Raw genomic sequence first — 17,175 nt, forward strand, 5'->3', positions numbered from 1 at the left:
TCGGTCGTTCACACCACACGGGTCAGAGGTCGTCGAGCCCGATCAGGCCGTCCTGAACGGCGCGTGCTACGAGTGCCGCCTTCGTGGGCGCCTGCCTGCCGATCGCGGCGTACTTCACCCTGATCCGCTCCAGGTGCGAGTTCACCGTGCTGAGCGTGATGTTCAGCCGCTGGGCCACGAACTCCTTGGACTCCGACTGGAACCACTCGACCAGCACCTCGGTCTCGCGCGGCGACAACGCGGGCCGCGTCTCCGACCTGTCGCCCGCCAGCGCACCGGCCAGCGCGGGCGGCGTGTACGACTGACCGGCCGCCGCGGCACGCACCGCCTGCACGAGGTGGTCGGCGCCCTCGGACTTGGTCAGGTAGCTCAGCGCGCCGATCTCCATGCACTGCAACGCCGTCTCGTCGTCCGCGCGCATCGAGTACACCACGACGTTGCGCCCGTCCTCGACGAGCCTGCGCAACGCGGGCAACGCCGGTGTCGAACCGCCCAGGTGCAGGTCGAGCACGACCACCGCGGCGTCGGCTCCGGGACCGGTCCACGCCACCTCGGGGTCCTCGCCGCCGGCCACGAGGGTGATCGGCGGCTCCGCGGTGGACAGCCAATGCGCCACTCCCGCGCGCACAACGGGATGGTCGTCGACCACGACCGCGGTCACGTCGTCCGCCATCTCGCCTCGCTCCTCACCAGTCCACCGTGGACACTCGTCTCGACCGCGACGAACGCCGGCAAGTCCTGTTCCGGCAGCTCACCACCGGCTTCCGTCACCACGGCCACACGCACCTCGTCCGCTGTGCGCAACAGACTCACCTTCGCACGCCCATCAGCCACCGCCAGCGCACGGACCATCGGTGCCACCAACTCGCGCCGCACCTCCGTCGGCACCGGCGTAGCCACTCCGCTCACCGCGAGCGACACCACCACACCACGCCGCTCGGCCACGTCCACACACGCGGTCAGCTCGTGCAGCAACGGATCCGGCACGTCGTCGTTCTCCGCGAACAGCCTGCGCAACTGCACCGCCGCGACCGAACACCGCAGCCTGGTGGCCTCGTCCCCCGCGCTCACGACCTCGTCGGCGAGGTCCGCGAGCAACGGCAGCACCGCGCCCAACTGTCCCGCGAACCCGGTGCGCAGATCCTGTTCCCGTTGCCGAGCCAGCTCTTCGCGCGTGCGGGCGGCGTCGTGTTCGGCGGCGGCTTCCGCGGCGAGCCGGGCATCACGCACCAGCACGCGGATCATCACCAACGCGCCGAGCTGCACACTCGTGCCGCTCAGGATGACCACTCCGGCGGTGCCCAGGTCACCGTTGCCGTCATGCAGGAACCACGCGACGGACAGGGCGACGTGGGCCGTGAGCGCGGCGACCAGGACCTGAGGACGCTCGGTCAGCAGGAGCAGCAGGTACCAGCCGACGAGTCCGAACGCCCAGTCCGCGGGTCCGAACGACGCGCCGCCGGGCAGGGCGGTCGTGGCCAGGTACGACGAGGTGAGCACCACGGCGACGCCCGGCAGCGCGATGGCGGCGGGCAGCTCCGCGCTGCCTGCGGCGACCGAACCGCTCACCACGGCGAGCACCGCGGTCAGGAGCGCGAACGCCAGCCACGCGGGCGGGGCGTGGGCGTGGGTGACGAGGTTGGGCAGGGTGAGGCCGAGCTGGATGGTGACGACCACGACCAGCAGGACCTGGCGTGCGGTGGTGAAGACGGCGTGATCGGTCATGGGGCGGGCCAGACCAACCGGGCGGTCGTGCCGCGCGACGGCGCCGAGTCGATCTCGGCAGACCCACCCGCCGCCTCCAACCGGTCCAGCACCGATCCCCGCAACCCTCGCCGATGCGACGGCACGTCGGCGAGCACGAACCCGCGGCCCTCGTCCTCGACCACCACGACCACGCCCCTGCCCGCCCGCGCCACCGTCAGCGAAGCGGCCGCCGTGCCCGAATGCCGCGCCACGTTGGTCAACAACTCCCCCGCGGCCCGCACGAACGCCAACGCGACCGCCGCGGGCACCGGCGCCGGCTCCGCCCTCACCTGCACCGACACGACGTGATCGCGCGCCACGGCCGTGAGTGCGGATGCGACGTCCACGGTGCCCTGGGCGTTGTCACGCTCGGCCAGCGCCACCAGATCACGCCGTGCCTGGACCGCGACCGCCGACGGATCACCGTCGTGGGCGGCCATCAGGAACGTCGCGGCCGCGGTGTCGTGCAGCAATGCGAGGAACTCGCGTTCCTGACGGCCGCGTTCCAGGGCCACCGCCGCGGCGCGCTGCTGCGACACGGCCTGGGAGCGCAGCGAGTCGACCCGGCGGCTGGAGCGGCGCAACAACACGTAGGCGACTCGGGCGAGGACGGGCTCCACGACGGCTCGCGCCAGCACACCAGGACCGGCCACCGCCACTTGCAACGCGATGAGCACCGCGGAGAGAGGCACGGTGACCCGCAGCGGCCACTGCCACTGCCAGGTGATCAAGGTCGTGGTGAGGACGGTGAGCGCCCACTGCTCTGCGGCACCTCCCAGCAGCACCGACAGCACCACGACCCGGACGAAGGCCACCGGCAGGGCGATGCGGGGGACGCAGAAGTCCGCGAGAGAGGTCAGCGCGACGAACGCGAGCAACGACCAGCCCAGCGGCGAGTTCACCGACCAGGCGCCGAAGATGCTGATCAGGACGACGCCCGCGCCGCGAACCTGGCCCGCGACCCGGGACATCGTCGCGAGCAGCCTCGCCTCCAGCAGCACGCCAGGCACATCAGCCACCCAGTTCGCGGAGGTAGCGGGTGACCGGGCCGAACGTGAACAGACCGGTCCCCGCGCCGGCCAGTTCGTCCTCGGCCGGCAGGAGCAGCGAGTACGCGCGCTCGACCAGTCCGGGATCCCGCAGGCGCAGCGCCGCCATGGCCAGCAGACATGCCCGCGCCTCGCTGAGCAGATCCGCGGGCCCCGGCGGCAACGCCCGCGCGGCCGCCAGCGCCTCGTCGTGCGGCAGCACCAGCGGGCGAACCCACTCCAGGTGCGGACCCCAGTCGTCGTTCAGGTCCACTGTGGACGGGCCGTGCAAGCTCAACAGGGCCAAGGGCAACAGCCCGCGCTCCATACCCCACATGCCGGTACCCCGCACACGCGCGGCCGCGGCCCGATAGGCGCGGTCGGCGTCGTCGACCCGCCCCGCCGCAGCGAGTTTCAAGGCCGCGTACCACTCGGTGAACACGGAGACCAACGGGAGATCGTGCCGGCGGGCCAGGTCGTCGGCCGCCGCGGCGTGCCGGTCCGCGGTGCCGAAGTCGGCCAACGCCGAGCAGGCCTGGATCAGGATCAGGTGGCCGAGGACCTCGTGGGTGACCAGGCCGTGCCCGGAGGCCACGTCGAGCAGTTCGCGCCCGATCGCGGCACGGTCCGGCGCGAGACCGGTGCGGTGGAACGTGTGCATGAACCGGGCGTTCAGCGCGAACGCGAGCAGCGCGGGATCCTCGAGGTCACGCGCGATGGCCTCGGCCTCGGTGGCCTCGGCCAGCCGGTCGTTCGTGCCGCGCTGCTCCATCGCGATCGTCGCGAGCAGCCGGGCACGGGTGGCGGTGCGTCCGGGGAACGCGGGCAGCGTGCGTTCGGCAGCGGCCACGAGTTCAGCCGAGTGCACGGGGTCGTCGTTCGTGGTCCAGATGCCCGGCACGTCGAACGACCCGATCACGTCCGCCATCGCCTCCGCGTCACCGGCCAGCCGCAACGCGTCCGAGCGACGGGCGCGGGCCGCCTCCAGATCACCGCCGACCGCCAGTGCCCTGACCAGTCCGGTCAGCAGGTCGAGCCGAGTGCCGTCCGCCTCGACCGCTGCCTGCCACAACCGTGCCGCCGCACGGGGCGAACGGGTCGACTCGGCCGCCGCGGCCAACGCCCGAACCGCTTCGACGCTGCGGGCGCCTGCCAGCAGGTAGTGGTGGGCGAGCAAGTGGATGTCGGCAGGGCGCCGGGATTCCAGGACCGACGCGACGGCGGCGTGCCAGCGTGCCCGCCTGGTCAGCGACACGTCCTCGTACAACGTGTCGCGCACCAGTGCGTGAGTGAACCGGGCGCGGCCGGGCGCTTCCTCGACCAGGAAACCGGCTTCGAGCGCGGTGTCCACCGCGTCGAGCACGTCGTCACCGGCCAGCGCGGCCAGCAGGTCCACCTCGACGTCACGCCCCAGCACCGACGCCTGGTGCAGCACCATCCGCACGTCGGCGGGCAACGCGGCGAGCCGGTGCCGGATGACGTCCCGCACTCCCGCGGGAACAGCACCGAGGTCTCCGCCGGCCGCGAACAGCCGCGCGAGTTCCTTGACGTAGAACGGGTTGCCACCGCTGCGCTCGTGGATCACCCGCACGTCGGGCGAGCCCCCGGTGATCGACCGCACGAGCACGGCGACGGACTCCTCACCCAGACCACGGAGTTCCACCCGGACCGGCTCGGCCCGGGACAGTGCCTCCGACGGCACCGCGGCGCGGGTGGTGGCGACGATCAGGACCCGGCCGGAGAGCTGGTGGGCGGTGAACGCGGCCAGCACCGCGAGGGTCTCCTCGTCGGCCTGGTGCAGGTCGTCCAGCACGATCAGCACCGGCGCCGCGGATTCCACTGTGGACACGATCGTGCGTCTGAGGTGGAAGCGGTCGGCCACCACGAGCTTCTCGCCCAGCGCCTCCACGACCTGCTGCCACGGCCACGCCACCGGCGCGTCCTCCGGGCAGCGCGCCCAGACCGTTGTCCAGCCGCGGCCGGCGATCACGTCGCTGAACGCCTCCGCCAGCGCGGTCTTGCCCACGCCCGCCTCGCCGGTGACCAGCGCGATCCCCAGACCTGCCGCCGGCACGGCGGCCTCCAGCGCGGCCAGCTCCCCCGAACGCCCGACCAGCGACGGTGCGGTGGAAGGCGTCAGGCGGGGTGACTGGGCGAGGATGTCGGCCTCCAGCGCGCGCAGCGAGGCACCTGGGTCAACACCGAGGTTCTCGACGAGGGCGTGCCGGGCCGTGCGGACTGCTTCCAGCGCGTCGCCTTGGCGTCCGTCGCGGTACAACGCCAGGGCGAGCAGGCTCCACGCCTTCTCGCGCCACGGATGTTCGGCCAGGTGAGCACGCAGGTCCGCGACAACGCCCGCGGTACGACCCAGGGCGAGGGCGGCCTCGGCGCGGCGTTCCAGAGCGACCAGCCGCAGCTCCTCCAGCCGGTCGATCTCGGCCCGCGCCCAGTGCTCGTCGGCGAACTCGGCGTAGGCCGGGCCGCGCCACAACGCCAGGGCACTGTCCAGAACGGACAGATCGCCGCCCAGCATCTCCTCGAACCGCCACGCGTCCACGTCCTCGGCGCGCAACGCGTAGCCCGCGCCCTCGGTGACCAGCAGTGTCGAGGGTGTCCGGGGTGGACGATCGGGTTCGAGGGCCTTGCGCAGCGCACCGACGAACGTCTGGACGGTGCCGAGCGCTCCGTCGGGCGGGTTCTCCCACAGGTCGGCGACCAGAACGCGCACCGGCACGACACGGCGCCGGGCGATCAGCAGTCTGGCCAGCACCGCGCGTTGTTTCGGGCCGCCGAGGCGGGCGGATCCCGCGGTCAGCGGGCCGAGCACCCCGAACGTCACCACCCGCTGAGCCTAACGCTGATCGGTTGCTGATCGAACGCGCCCAAGCTGTGGGCGTGAACCTCAACGGATACGACTACCAGCGCGTTCAGGGTGCCGACGACGTCTCGATCAACGTGGCGAGCATCGGCTCCGGGCCACCGGTGGTCCTGCTGCACGGCTTCCCGCAGACCCACCTGATGTGGCGGCACGTCGCCGCCGACCTGGCCACCGACCACACCGTGATCATGCCCGACCTGCGCGGATACGGCGACAGCGACAAGCCCGCCGACAGCGGCCTCACCTACTCCAAGCGCGCCATGGCGGCGGACGTCGTCGCCGTCGCCAGTGCGTTCGGGCACGACAGGTTCGCACTGGTCGGGCACGACCGAGGTGCGCACGTGGCGTTCCGCGCCGGCCTCGACCACCCGGACACCGTCACACACCTGGCCGCACTCGACGTGCTGCCGACGCTCGACACCTGGGACGTCATGCGCGGCACGACGGCCGTGGTGGGCTTCCACCTCTACCTGATGGCCCAGCCGCCCGGGCTCGCCGAGGAACTGATCGGCGCGCGCCCGGACGAGTTCTTCGGCCACTTCCTGGACATCTGGAGCCAGTCGCCGTTCCCCGCGGACATCCGCGAGGCCTACCTGAAGGCCTCCCGCGAGGCCGTCACGTCGATCATCGCGGACTACCGGGCCATGGCGACAATCGACGTCGAGCACGACACCGCCTCGCGCAATGCGGGGGCGCATCTGCGGATGCCGGTCACCGTGCTGCAGCAGGACTGGGGCGCGGCGCTCGGCTTCGACGCCGAAAAGTTGTGGAAGGCCTGGGCACCCGACCTCGACCACGGCACGGTCTCCTGTGGACATTTCATGGCCGAGGAGGCACCGGACGTGGTGGCGGGCGCGATCCGGGCTCTGCTCACCCGGTAGTTCCCGCGCTCCGGTCAGGCCAGGCCGATCTGCTGGTAGAAGGTCTGGTTGTCCCAGAACAGGAACTCCTCGTCCATCGTGCCGCGCCGGTTCCACAGCCCGACGGTCGCCATGTTGATCGCGTACCGGCGGCCGGTGGGCTGGACGAGGCCGCCCTTGCCGTCCGGCATCGGTCGCGTGAAGGTGCCCTTCATGACACCGGCGACCGCGCTCAGCCCGCCGTTCGCGACGCGCAGGTAGTGCGACTCGATGCGGGTGTCGGGCGCCCACACGAACAACGCCTTCAGGTCCTCGATGTGCCTGTCGATGCCGTCGGTGTAGTGCCCGTCGGGCCAGTGCACGCGGATGTTGAGGGCGTGGCTCTCCCCCAGCCGCGCCCACTTCTGGTGGCTGAAGACGTCGAAGTCGAGCTCGTCGAACGTCTCCAGGTTGCGCCGTTCGTGGTGGGTCAGGTCCTTGGCGAACGGCGGGTTGGGCACCGGGGTCGCCGACGGGTCGGGCAACGGTGTCCACGGCGAGTACCCGGCCGGGGCGGCCTGGGCGGTACCACCGGTGACGGCGGCGAGTGCCATGGCGCCGAACGCGGCGGTGCTGCCGTTGGTGATGAGTGAACGACGGTTGAGCATCTCGTGTCCCTTTCCACTCGGTCTGTGCTGCCATGAGCTAAGCGCTAACTTTTTGATAGCGCTACCCCCTACACAGTGCTTGGCATCCAGATCACCTGCCATGACATCTGTCATGGCGAGGTCGTGACAGCTGAGACCCGCCCGGCCGGGTGCCGGTGGCGAGCATGGAGGCATGACAGAGACAGCTGTGCGGGCCGGCGCCGCGGTGGCGTTGAGCGGCCTGAGCAAGCGCTTCGGCGAGGTCAGGGCGGTCGACGGGATCGACCTCGTGATCTCGCCCGGCGAGGTGGTCGCGCTGCTGGGCCCGAACGGCGCGGGCAAGTCCACGACGGTCGACCTGCTGCTCGGTCTGTCCACTCCGGACGGTGGACGGATCAGCGTGTTCGGCAAGACGCCGCGCGAGGCGGTGGTGGCGGGGCAGATCTCGGCGATGCTGCAGAGCGGGGCGCTGCTGGACGACGCGACGGTGGCCGAGGCCGTCGGGCTGATCGCGGCGTTGCACCGCAGGCCGATGCCGGTGGCGCGGGCGCTGGAGCAGGCGGGCATCGCGGACCTGGCCGGCCGCAAGTGCACCAAGCTCTCCGGCGGGCAGAAGCAGCGGGTGCGGTTCGCGCTGGCGTTGGTGTGCGAACCGGACCTGCTGGTGCTCGACGAACCGACGGTCGCGATGGACGTGGAGACGCGGCGGGCGTTCTGGCAGCAGATGCGCGCCTACACCGACACCGGCCGGACCGTGTTGTTCGCGACGCACTACCTGGACGAGGCCGAGGAGTACGCGGACCGCGTGGTGCTGATGCGGGCCGGGCGGATCGTGGCCGACGGATCGGTGGCGCAGGTACGTGCCGCGGTGTCGGGCCGGACGTTGCGGGCGGTGGTGCCGGGGGCGATCGACCTGAACCTGCCCGGCGTGCGCTCGGCCGAACGGCGCGCCGACCAGATCATGTTGACCTGCACGGATTCCGACGCCGCCGTGCGCGCACTGCTGACCCGTTACCCGCACGCCCACGACATCGAGATCACCGCGCTAGGCCTCGAGGAAGCCTTCCTCACGCTGACCGGGGAGGACAACTGATGAACACCCGTTTCCTGGCGCTGGAACTGCGGCGCGCGGTGCGCAACGGCCGGTACCTGATCTTCACCGTGGTGCTGCCGTCGGTGATGTTCGTGCTGTTCGTGAACCTCTACGGCGGCGGTGAGGGCACGTTCCCGAACGGGCTGCCGGTCACCACGTCGTTGATGATGAACATGGCGTTGTTCGGCGTGATGGCCGGACCGTTGTCGATCGGCGCCCGGATCGCCGTCGAGCGGGGACTGGGCTGGCAACGGCAGCTGCGGCTGACGCCGTTGAGCGGCTCGGGATACCTGCTGACCAAGGGCGCGCTGAGCATGCTGGTGGCGCTGCCGGGGATTCTGCTGGTGTGCGTGATCGGCGTGGTCGAGGGCGTCCGGATGGACGCGCCGCACTGGCTCGGCGTGCTGGCGACGCTGTGGCTGGGCGCGATCCCGTTCGTGCTGCTCGGCATCGTGATCGGGCTGATCGCGAGCCCGGACGGTATGCAGGCCATCACGGGTCTGGCGTCGATGCTGTTCGGTCTGCTGGGCGGGATCTGGATCCCGGCCGACGTGGCGCCGGACTGGCTGGCGACGCTGATGAAGGCGCTGCCGACGTTCTGGGTCAAGCAGCTCACGCAGGCGCCGTTCGTGTCCGGGGTGGACGTCAAGGAGGCGTTGCTGGTGATCGTCCTGTGGGTGGCCGGCCTGTCGTTGGTCGCCGTGCGCCGCTACCGCACCCAGAGCTAGGTTCGACGTCGTGGCCCGCAAGAACAAGGACAACAGCAAGTGGTACTGGTTCAGCGTCCTGTTCGTGCTGCTCTACATCCCCACCGTGATCTACGACGTCGTCGTCAGCGACCGGGGTGTGGCGGCGCGGGTGGTGCTGGTGGTGCTGCTCGTGGCCTACGGCGGGGGCTGGATGATCGCGCCGCGGTGGTTGTGGTCCAGCGGCAGCGAGAACGTCAACACGGTGCTGTGCCTGGGGTTGACCGTGCTCGGCCTGATCGTCGTGTACTGGCTGGGCATGTCGTCCGCCGGCCTGATGGTCTACATCATGTCCACGGTCGCCGTGGTGCTGAAGCCGTGGCGGGCGATCGCGATAGACGGGTCGGTGCTGCTGGCGCTCGGCATCACCATGTACCTCGAACAGGATCTCGCGATCGACGGCGGCCAGCTCGGCACGTTGCTGTCGATCTCGCTGGGCATGCTCGCCGTGGGCAGGATGATCCGGGCGAACATGGCGTTGTCCCGGGCGCAGGAGGAGATCGCCGCGTTCGCGCGCACCGAGGAACGCAACCGGCTGGGGCGGGACCTGCACGACATCCTCGGCCACAGCCTGACCACGATCGCGCTGAAGACCGGCGTGGCGCGGCGGTTGCTGGAGAGCGAGGAGCCCGGCCGGGCGCTGGACGAGATCCGCGAGGTCGAGCACCTGAGCAGGCAGGCGCTCAGCGACGTGCGCACGACCGTCTCCGGCTACCGCGAGGTGTCGCTGTCGGCCGAGGTGGTGGGCGCACGGGCGGCGTTGCGCGCGGCCGGCGTCGAGGCCGACCTGCCGCACGCGGTGGACAACGTGCGACCCGAACTGCAGGGGGTGTTCGGGTACGTGCTGCGCGAGGCGATCACCAACGTGCTGCGGCACGCGGCCGCGACCCGCTGCTCGGTCCGGCTCGGCGACACCTGGCTGGAGGTGCGGGACAACGGGCGCGGCACGGGAGTGGGCGTCCCGGGAACGGGTTTGCGGGGCCTGGCCGAGCGGCTGGCCCCGCTGGATGGAACCGTGCTCGCGGGGCCGATGGCCGACGGCGGCTACCGCCTGCGCGCCGAGGTCGCCTGACGTACGAGGAGATGACGTGACCAGGGATGCTGCCGTGATCGAGGTGCCGGGTGGCGTGATCGAGGAGTCGCGGTGATCAGGGTGCTGCTGGCGGACGACCAGGCGCTGGTGCGGGGTGCGTTCGCCGCGATGCTGGGACTGGAGCCCGACATCGACGTCGTGGCCGAGGTCAGCGCGGGCGACGAGGTGGTGGCCACCGCCCAGCGCACCAGGCCCGACGTCGCGCTGCTCGACGTCCAGATGCCCGGCAAGGACGGCCTGACCGCCGCGGCAGAGCTGCGCCGCGCGGTGCCGGGCTGCCGGGTGATCGTCTGCACGACGTTCGGCAGGCCCGGCTACCTCGCGCGGGCGATGGAGGCGGGCGCGGCGGGGTTCGTGGTCAAGGACGCCACGCCCGAACAGCTCGTGGACGCCGTCCGCCGCGTGCACGCCGGGTTGCGGGTGGTGGATCCCGCGCTCGCCGCCGAGTCGCTGGCCACCGGGCACAGTCCGCTGACCGACCGCGAACGCGACGTTCTCGCCGTCGCCCGGAACGGGGGCACGGTGGCCGACCTGGCGAAGGCGCTGCACCTGTCCGAGGGCACCGTCCGCAACCACCTGAGTGCGGCGATCGGCAAGACCGGAGCGCGCACGCGGGCGGAGGCCGTCAAGGTCGCGGAGGACAGCGGCTGGTTATAGGGCTGGTTCAGGCGAAGGTCTTCGCCAGCACCGTGCCCACGTGCTCGGCGATCTCGTCGGCCGCTTCCTCGATCGCGAAGTGACCGGTGTCGAGCAGCACGACCTCGGCGGACGGCGCGTCACGGCGATAGGCCTCGGCACCAGCAGCGATGAAGAACGGATCGTTCTTGCCCCAGACCGCCAGCACCTGCGGCTGCCGCGTGCGCAGCCACTCCTGCCAGGACGGGTAGCGGCCAGGGTTGGTCTGGTAGTCCCACAGCAGCGCCTTCATGTACTCGGCGCGGCCGGGCAGGTCGATCACGGCCTGGTCGGCCACCGCCTGCTCCGGGTCGATGTGCTGGGGGTCGCGCGCACCCGCCTGCCACTGGTGCCGCGTGCCGGCGAGGCTGAGGAACCAGTCGACGGTCTCCTCGTGCTTCTCCCTGTCGTTCCACCAGCCGTTGAGCGCCTCGACGCCGGGACCGAAGCCTTCGGTGTAGGCGTTGCCGTTCTGCGTGATGACGGCCTTGACGCGCTGGTCGTGCTCCAGCGCGATGCGGAAGCCGACCGGGGAGCCGAAGTCGAACATGTAGACCGCGTAGTCACCGATGCCGAGCAGGTCGATGACCTTGCCGGTGACCTCGGCCAGCCGGTCGAACGTCGGGCTGCCCGGCAGCGGATCGGACGAACCGAAGCCCGGATAGTCGATCGCGACGGTGTGCCAGTCGGCGGCCAGGCGGTCGATGAGCCGCACGTAGGCGCGGGTGCTCGACGGATAACCGGGCAGCAGCACCAGCGTCGGCCTGCTCGCGTCCCCCGCCTCGCGGACGAACACCTTCAGGCCGTCGACCTCGACGTGGCGATGACGGATTGCGGGCATCTCGTGCTCCTCAGCTCGTTCTAACGGATAAATCAACCGTAGACACGTTAGGTCGCGAGATGCAAGCACTGCGGATAAGAACGTGCTAATGTTCCGCCGATCGCTCTAGGTGTTAGATGGAGGGACGAGCGTGCGCACGACACTGCCCGAGTTCCAGGCCGCGGGCTTCCCGATGGGTGCCGAGCCGCTCGTCGCGCTCGACCTGGTGGACACGCAGGCGCTGGCCGCCGAGCCGGCCGTCGACCTCCTCGCCGACGACGCGCAGTACGCGAAGTGGTGGGCGCTTCAGGCCGACCGGCTGCCCGCCGCGGCGCAGCCGGCGCCGAACGCGGTCCGCCGGCTGCGCTCGGTGCTGAGGGAACTCTTCGACGCACGGCTGACCGGCCGCACGCCGGATCCGGCCGCCGTGGAGGACCTCAACGCGATCGCGGCCTCGGTGCCGACCAGCCCGCGGCTCGACGGCTGGGGCGCCGACGCGCAGGTGGTGCAGCGGTGGCACGACGACTACAACGGCCACCCGGCGCTGGCCGCGATCGCGGGCGAGGCGATCCGCCTTCTGGCTGATCCGCACCGGCTCGAGTCATTGCGGCGGTGCGCCAACCCCGCCTGTTCGATGTTGTTCCTGGCGGAGAACAAGCGGCGGGTGTGGTGCACGGCCAACCTCTGCGGCAACCGGGCCCGCGTCGCCCGGCACTACGAGCGCACCCGCGGCGAGGCCTGATCAGCCCTTCGTGATCTCGTCCAGCATTGCCGCGAGGTCGGCGGGCGCGGACAGGAACGGCGAGTGCGACGTCGGCAGGATCGCCTTGTCGTTGTCGCGCGGCGCGTTCGGCCACCACGGGATCGACATCGCCGTAGAACTGCGCGAGGGCGTCGGCCGGCGGTGGCACCAGGTCGACCTCGAACGGCGGGATGCCGACCGCGTCGGCGATCGACACCCGCGTCGAACATCCACGCGGCCAGGTAGACCAGGTGCGTCACGGAGTCCGCGCCCGCGGTCGCCTCGGTCACCGGGAAGCCGCCGTACGAGTGGCCCACCACCGCGACCGGCCCGCCGATCCGATGAAGATCGTCACCTCCACCTGTACCACCGAACGACGAACCTGTTCGTGCGCAATGGATTCCTTGACACCCACGCCGGTCATTCATACATTCAAAGGCACTTTGTATGAATGATCCGGGGAGTTGGTCCTCATGCGGCTCGGCAGCACCGCGGTCGTTCTCGGCGGGAGTGCCGCCGGTCTCTGCGCGGCGGGGGCGCTCGCCGCGCACTTCGACGAAGTGGTTGTGCTGGAACGGGATGAGCTCCCGGCCGAGGCCGAGCACCGGCGCGGGGTGCCGCAGAGCAAGCACCCGCACTTCCTGCTGAACTCGGGGCGCCGGGCGATCGGGGCGCTGTTCCCCGGCTTCGAGGACGACCTGATCGCCGCCGGCGGACTGCACCTGATGCCGTCGATGGACGCCGCCTACCTCGACGGGGAGGGCTGGTCGGCGCGCAAGCGGGCGGCCATGACGATGATCTACAGCTCGCGGATCCTGATCGAGCGGATCCTGCGGGACCAGGTGCGCGAACTGGGCAACGTCGTTGTGCGCGAAGGTGTTTCGGTGAGCGGCCTGAGCTGCCGCAACGGCGAGGTCGCAGGTGTCTCCCTCGGCGATGAGCACATCGCGGCGGATTTCGTGGTGGACGCGATGGGGCGGGGGTCGTCGGTCGGCAGCTGGCTGGTGGCGGCGGGCTGGCCCGAGCCGGAGGTGCGGACGCTCGACGCCAAGGTCACCTACACCTCGCGCTGGTACGAGCTGCCGGACGAGCCGCCGGCGTCGTGGTGGTGGCGGCACATCGTGGTCATGCCGACCCTGCGGAAGGGCGCGCACCCGCCGGAGCACGAGTTCCTGGTCAACTTCTTCCCGATCGAGGGCAACCGCGCGATCGCGTGCATGGGGTCGTGGGGGCTTGAGATGCCCCGGACCACCGATGCGTTCGTGGGGTCCGCACGGCGCGTGCGGACGCCGTTGTTCGCGGAGGCGATGGACCGGTGCACGCCCACCTCTGAGGTGCACCTGACACGGTCGACGGGCAACAAGTGGCGGCGATACGACCGGTGGAAGACGCCGCCGCGGCGGCTGGCGTTCGTCGGCGACTCGATCTGCGCGTTCAACCCGTTCTACGGGCAGGGCATCAGTTCGGCGGCGATGTCGGCGCTGTCGCTGCGCGGGCATCTCGAACGAACGTCCCGCGTCGATGACGGGTTCTCCGCGCGGTTCCTTGCGGCACAACGGAAGCTGCTGAGCGTGCCGTGGGGCCTGGCGATGGCGAGGGATCAGGGCTACGAGTGCGCGGAGGGCACCGAGAAGCTGCCTGAGTGGCGGCGGAAGCTCATCGCGGCGGTGTCGGGGCCGGCGTTCAGCTTCATCGTCGGCGCCGCGCGCGAGGACGCGGTGATCGACGAGCACTTCGCGAAGGTGTTCAACCTGGACGAGTCGCTCGGCGACATGATGACCAACCCGCGGGTGATCGCCGGACTGCTGCGCCATCGGGTCCGCACCGCGCTGGGGCGGCAGAAGGTGCCGTTCGGGTTCGATCCGCTGGTCGAGCCGCCGGCCACGGACTACTCGACCGCGGCGACGCGATGAGCACCGAGTGCGGGCCGGACGCGGAGGCGGTCACGCGCGGTCTCGGGTTCGACTGCCACGACGTCTCCCCCGTGGTCTCGGCGCGGGCGCCGTGGGACCTCGCGCACTGGACGATGCCGATCCTCGAGGTGCTCGTCATCGCGGGCGCGGTTTTCGCGCTGGTGCACGCGATCCGCCGGAAGCGCGCGGGCGACTCGACCAACCTGGCGCTGTGGTGGGCGTCGCTGGTCTACCTCTTCGTCGTCGAACCGCCGCTGTACTTCCCGGAGTGGTTCGGGCTCGACGACATCTACGGCTTCATCTTCGCGCACAACCAGTTCACGGTGCAGTTCATGTGGGACCGGCTGCCGCTGTACATCGTGGCGTTCTACCCGATGATCAGCCAGCTCGCCTACGAGGTCGTGCGCTCGCTCGGGATCTTCCGGCAACGTGGCGCGCTCGCCGGGGCGGTGGCCGTCGCCTTCGTGTGCCAGGTGTTCTACGAGGTGTTCGACCACATCGGACCGCAGCTGAAGTGGTGGGCCTGGAACCCGGGCAACGCGATCGTGAACCAGCCCGCGATGGGTTCGGTGCCGTTGAAGAGCGCGCTGCTGTTCGCTTCGGTCTCCCTCGCCGCCATGACGTACCTGGTGGTGCGGCTGCCAGGAAGATGGCGGGCGGTGGCGGCCGGGGTGCTGACCCCGTTCACGATGATGATCGCCGGCATCCCGTCGAGCCTGGCCGGCACGAACATCACCGCGCAGGCGTGGATCCTCGGCGCCGAACTGGCCCTGATCTGGATCGCCGGCCTGTGGCTCATCGCGCGAGCGCGCCCGGACGAGCTGTCGCCGTTCGCCAGGGTCTACCCGGCCTGCTACCTCGGGGTGATGGCGGTGTTCTGGCTCGTCGCCGACGGCAAGCTGATCAGCAGCGGCCTCTACGCGCTCGCCTGCCTCGCCGGGGCGGGGTTCGTGCTGGCGAAGCTCCATCTGGTGCGGCGCAAGGAGCCTGCTTCCTCGGCGTGAGGAAGGATGGTCCGCATGGGGCATCACGGATGGCAGGGCAACCCGCCCGGCACCGAGCAGGAGGCGCGGCGCCGGATCGTCGAGGCGGCCACGGCGTGCCTCGATCGCGCCGGGCTCGCCAAGACCAGCATGTCCGACGTCGCCGCCGAGGCCGGGGTGACCCGGCAGACCGTCTACCGCTACTTCCCGCGGCTGGCCGACGTCCTGGGCGCCGTCGCCATCGCCGGCGTCGAGGAGTTCGCCGGACGGATGGAGCGGCACCTGACGCAGTTCCGCAGCCCCGCCGAGGTCGCCGTGGAGTCCGTGGTGTTCGGCGTCCGCGCCGTTCCCGAGGAGCGCTACCTGAGTCTGCTGCTGCAGGCGGGCGAGGGTGACTTCTTCACCGGCGCGGTGACGTCGCAGGAGTGGCTCGCGCTCGGCGCGCGGATTCTGCGCAACGTCCCCGTCGACTGGGCCTCCGCCGGCGTCACCACCGACGACGACTTCGCCGGGCTCGCCGAGATCCTGATGCGGCTCTTCCTGTCGTTCCTGCGCTCCCCCTCGACGCCCCCGCACACCGACGACCAGCTGCGCGCCCTCGTCCGCCGCTGGATCGGGCCGGCTCTGGGCTAGCCAGCTCCGTGTGACCCACAGCACCGAGCCATGCCCACCTAACCGGGGTAAAGTCCACTTCAGGCAAGCGGGGTACGGTCCGCTTGCCCCGGACCTCGGCAAAGGACCAGGACATGACGCACATCGGCATCATCATCGGCAGCACCCGCCCCGGCCGGAACGGCGAGCAGGTGGCTCGGTGGGTTCAGGAGCAGGCGGAACAGCGCGACGACGCCACGTTCGAACTCGTGGACCTGAAGGACTTCCCGCTCCCCCACCTCGACGAGCCGATGCCCCCGATGCTCGGGCAGTACCAGCACGACCACACCAAGGAGTGGTCGGCGAAGATCGCCGGCTTCGACGGCTACATCATGGTCACGCCGGAGTACAACCACTCCACGTCCGGCGCTCTGAAGAACGCGATCGACTACCTGTTCGCGGAGTGGAACAACAAGGCGGTCGGCTTCGTCTCCTACGGCTCGGTCGGCGGCGCCAGGGCCGTGGAGCACCTCCGCCTCATCGCCGGCGAACTCAAGCTCGCGGACGTGCGCACCAGCGTGTCCCTCTCGATGTTCCACGACTTCGAGGGCTTCACCACGTTCACCCCCACCGACTTCCAGGCGGCCAACCTGACCAGCATGATCGACGAGCTCGTCGACTGGAGCCAGGCCCTCGCACCGCTGCGGGAACGTCAGCTCGCGTCGCAGCAGGTGTCCTGATGGCGCGCAGGTAGCGTGCTGTCCGTGGAACCTGTCGCACTGCCGTTGGGCCGCCCGCGCGAGGAGCGGGCCGATGCCGCGCGCAACCGTGCCCACCTCATCGACGTCGCCCGGCAGATGGTCGAGGAACTCGGCGCCGACAAGGTCACCATGGACGGCCTCGCCGAACGCGCGGGACTCGGCAAGGGCACGGTGTTCCGCCGCTTCGGCACCCGCGCTGGCATCTTCCACGCGCTGCTCGACGAGGAGGAGAAGCACTTCCAGCAACGGGTGATGAGCGGCCCGCCCCCGCTGGGCCCCGGCGCACCGGCGGTCGAGCGGCTGGTCGCGTTCGGCCGGGCGCGCCTGGACTTCCTGCTGGAGCACACCGTCCTGGCGCGGGCCTCGCTCGACACCGGCCAGCCGGTGCCCGTCAACGAGAGCCCGTCGCTGTTCCACGTCCAGATGCTGCTGAGCGAGGCACGCCCGGACGCGGCGGCGAGCGGCACGCTGGCGTTGCAACTGGTCGCCGCGCTGGAGGGACCGATCCTGCTGTACCTGCAGGCGTCGGACGATCCGGACGCCCCGGATCCCGGCGCCGTCGGGCACGACCTGATCGCGAGCTGGCAGGTGCTGGTCGAGAGCATCTGCCAGGGCTAGCG

General features: G+C 70.8%; 18 protein-coding genes. 11 read left to right on the plus strand and 7 right to left on the minus strand.

Annotated features, from left to right (window positions below; translation table 11 throughout):
• Positions 1 to 22 precede the first annotated feature (22 nt).
• The 4 genes from ACWGE0_RS21680 to ACWGE0_RS21695 are packed head-to-tail and all read right to left on the minus strand — an operon-like array spanning position 23 to position 5,616.
• On the minus strand, positions 23 to 673 hold the full coding sequence (locus ACWGE0_RS21680; RefSeq protein ID WP_452262695.1) for a response regulator: 651 nt from the start codon (positions 671 to 673) through the stop codon (positions 23 to 25).
• A complete protein-coding gene (locus ACWGE0_RS21685) occupies positions 658 to 1,725 on the minus strand; it encodes a hypothetical protein (RefSeq protein WP_452262696.1) in 1,068 nt (355 codons plus the stop codon). Before ACWGE0_RS21685 ends, ACWGE0_RS21680 begins: the two co-directional genes overlap by 16 nt.
• Complete coding sequence (locus tag ACWGE0_RS21690) at positions 1,722 to 2,765, minus strand: sensor histidine kinase (RefSeq protein WP_452262697.1); 1,044 nt, start codon at positions 2,763 to 2,765, stop codon at positions 1,722 to 1,724. The genes ACWGE0_RS21685 and ACWGE0_RS21690 overlap by 4 nt, the downstream gene beginning before the upstream one ends.
• The gene (locus ACWGE0_RS21695; RefSeq protein WP_452262698.1) at positions 2,758 to 5,616 is read right to left on the minus strand and encodes a BTAD domain-containing putative transcriptional regulator; all 2,859 of its coding nucleotides are present in this window, start codon (positions 5,614 to 5,616) and stop codon (positions 2,758 to 2,760) included. Before ACWGE0_RS21695 ends, ACWGE0_RS21690 begins: the two co-directional genes overlap by 8 nt.
• Positions 5,617 to 5,663: 47 nt before the next feature.
• Here ACWGE0_RS21695 and ACWGE0_RS21700 point away from each other — a divergent pair, with 47 nt between their 5' ends.
• On the plus strand, positions 5,664 to 6,533 hold the full coding sequence (locus ACWGE0_RS21700; RefSeq protein WP_452262775.1) for an alpha/beta fold hydrolase: 870 nt from the start codon (positions 5,664 to 5,666) through the stop codon (positions 6,531 to 6,533).
• 14 nt (positions 6,534 to 6,547) lie between these two features.
• Here the strand turns inward: ACWGE0_RS21700 and ACWGE0_RS21705 are convergent, their stop codons facing one another.
• The gene (locus tag ACWGE0_RS21705; protein WP_452262699.1) at positions 6,548 to 7,159 is read right to left on the minus strand and encodes an ester cyclase; all 612 of its coding nucleotides are present in this window, start codon (positions 7,157 to 7,159) and stop codon (positions 6,548 to 6,550) included.
• A gap of 172 nt (positions 7,160 to 7,331) precedes the next feature.
• Between ACWGE0_RS21705 and ACWGE0_RS21710 the strand changes: the two genes are divergently transcribed.
• The 4 genes from ACWGE0_RS21710 to ACWGE0_RS21725 all read left to right on the plus strand — a co-directional run bounded on the left by ACWGE0_RS21710 (position 7,332) and on the right by ACWGE0_RS21725 (position 10,727).
• Positions 7,332 to 8,231, plus strand: a complete 900-nt coding sequence (locus ACWGE0_RS21710; RefSeq protein WP_452262700.1) for an ABC transporter ATP-binding protein — start codon at positions 7,332 to 7,334, stop codon at positions 8,229 to 8,231.
• On the plus strand, positions 8,231 to 8,959 hold the full coding sequence (locus ACWGE0_RS21715; protein WP_452262701.1) for an ABC transporter permease: 729 nt from the start codon (positions 8,231 to 8,233) through the stop codon (positions 8,957 to 8,959). Before ACWGE0_RS21710 ends, ACWGE0_RS21715 begins: the two co-directional genes overlap by 1 nt.
• A gap of 10 nt (positions 8,960 to 8,969) precedes the next feature.
• On the plus strand, positions 8,970 to 10,049 hold the full coding sequence (locus ACWGE0_RS21720) for a sensor histidine kinase (RefSeq protein WP_452262702.1): 1,080 nt from the start codon (positions 8,970 to 8,972) through the stop codon (positions 10,047 to 10,049).
• Between the two features lie 72 nt (positions 10,050 to 10,121).
• On the plus strand, positions 10,122 to 10,727 hold the full coding sequence (locus tag ACWGE0_RS21725; RefSeq protein ID WP_452262703.1) for a response regulator: 606 nt from the start codon (positions 10,122 to 10,124) through the stop codon (positions 10,725 to 10,727).
• 7 nt (positions 10,728 to 10,734) lie between these two features.
• Here the strand turns inward: ACWGE0_RS21725 and ACWGE0_RS21730 are convergent, their stop codons facing one another.
• Complete coding sequence (locus ACWGE0_RS21730; protein ID WP_452262704.1) at positions 10,735 to 11,586, minus strand: alpha/beta fold hydrolase; 852 nt, start codon at positions 11,584 to 11,586, stop codon at positions 10,735 to 10,737.
• Positions 11,587 to 11,716: 130 nt separating this feature from the next.
• On the opposite strand from ACWGE0_RS21730, the gene ACWGE0_RS21735 reads away from it, so the two are divergent.
• Positions 11,717 to 12,307, plus strand: a complete 591-nt coding sequence (locus tag ACWGE0_RS21735) for a CGNR zinc finger domain-containing protein (RefSeq protein ID WP_452262705.1) — start codon at positions 11,717 to 11,719, stop codon at positions 12,305 to 12,307.
• On the opposite strand, the gene ACWGE0_RS21740 is transcribed toward ACWGE0_RS21735, so the two are convergent.
• A complete protein-coding gene (locus tag ACWGE0_RS21740) occupies positions 12,308 to 12,436 on the minus strand; it encodes a hypothetical protein (RefSeq protein ID WP_452262706.1) in 129 nt (42 codons plus the stop codon).
• A gap of 344 nt (positions 12,437 to 12,780) precedes the next feature.
• Here ACWGE0_RS21740 and ACWGE0_RS21745 point away from each other — a divergent pair, with 344 nt between their 5' ends.
• From ACWGE0_RS21745 to ACWGE0_RS21765, 5 genes are all read left to right on the plus strand, one after another.
• Positions 12,781 to 14,220 carry a hypothetical protein gene (locus ACWGE0_RS21745; protein WP_452262707.1) on the plus strand — a complete coding sequence of 480 codons (1,440 nt, stop codon included), beginning with the start codon at positions 12,781 to 12,783 and terminating at the stop codon, positions 14,218 to 14,220.
• Positions 14,217 to 15,224 carry a hypothetical protein gene (locus ACWGE0_RS21750; RefSeq protein WP_452262708.1) on the plus strand — a complete coding sequence of 336 codons (1,008 nt, stop codon included), beginning with the start codon at positions 14,217 to 14,219 and terminating at the stop codon, positions 15,222 to 15,224. Before ACWGE0_RS21745 ends, ACWGE0_RS21750 begins: the two co-directional genes overlap by 4 nt.
• A 15-nt stretch (positions 15,225 to 15,239) precedes the next feature.
• Complete coding sequence (locus ACWGE0_RS21755; RefSeq protein WP_452262709.1) at positions 15,240 to 15,836, plus strand: TetR/AcrR family transcriptional regulator; 597 nt, start codon at positions 15,240 to 15,242, stop codon at positions 15,834 to 15,836.
• A 113-nt stretch (positions 15,837 to 15,949) separates the two neighbouring features.
• The gene (locus ACWGE0_RS21760) at positions 15,950 to 16,534 is read left to right on the plus strand and encodes an NADPH-dependent FMN reductase (RefSeq protein WP_452262710.1); all 585 of its coding nucleotides are present in this window, start codon (positions 15,950 to 15,952) and stop codon (positions 16,532 to 16,534) included.
• A 24-nt stretch (positions 16,535 to 16,558) separates the two neighbouring features.
• Complete coding sequence (locus ACWGE0_RS21765; RefSeq protein ID WP_452262711.1) at positions 16,559 to 17,173, plus strand: TetR/AcrR family transcriptional regulator; 615 nt, start codon at positions 16,559 to 16,561, stop codon at positions 17,171 to 17,173.
• The last annotated feature ends 2 nt before the right edge of the window (positions 17,174 to 17,175 follow it).

The sequence above is a fragment of the Lentzea sp. NPDC054927 genome, from assembly GCF_053610285.1.

Bases quoted from the DNA above. Each gene is read 5' to 3' on its own strand.
- ACWGE0_RS21740 (WP_452262706.1), bottom strand. From the start codon at position 12,436: ATGTCGATCCCGTGGTGGCCGAACGCGCCGCGCGACAACGACAAGGCG.
- ACWGE0_RS21680 (WP_452262695.1), bottom strand. From the start codon at position 673: ATGGCGGACGACGTGACCGCGGTCGTGGTCGACGACCATCCCGTTGTG.
- ACWGE0_RS21715 (WP_452262701.1), top strand. From the start codon at position 8,231: ATGAACACCCGTTTCCTGGCGCTGGAACTGCGGCGCGCGGTGCGCAAC.
- ACWGE0_RS21750 (WP_452262708.1), top strand. From the start codon at position 14,217: ATGAGCACCGAGTGCGGGCCGGACGCGGAGGCGGTCACGCGCGGTCTC.
- ACWGE0_RS21705 (WP_452262699.1), bottom strand. From the start codon at position 7,159: ATGCTCAACCGTCGTTCACTCATCACCAACGGCAGCACCGCCGCGTTC.
- ACWGE0_RS21760 (WP_452262710.1), top strand. From the start codon at position 15,950: ATGACGCACATCGGCATCATCATCGGCAGCACCCGCCCCGGCCGGAAC.
- ACWGE0_RS21755 (WP_452262709.1), top strand. From the start codon at position 15,240: ATGGGGCATCACGGATGGCAGGGCAACCCGCCCGGCACCGAGCAGGAG.
- ACWGE0_RS21745 (WP_452262707.1), top strand. From the start codon at position 12,781: ATGCGGCTCGGCAGCACCGCGGTCGTTCTCGGCGGGAGTGCCGCCGGT.
- ACWGE0_RS21710 (WP_452262700.1), top strand. From the start codon at position 7,332: ATGACAGAGACAGCTGTGCGGGCCGGCGCCGCGGTGGCGTTGAGCGGC.
- ACWGE0_RS21685 (WP_452262696.1), bottom strand. From the start codon at position 1,725: ATGACCGATCACGCCGTCTTCACCACCGCACGCCAGGTCCTGCTGGTC.
- ACWGE0_RS21730 (WP_452262704.1), bottom strand. From the start codon at position 11,586: ATGCCCGCAATCCGTCATCGCCACGTCGAGGTCGACGGCCTGAAGGTG.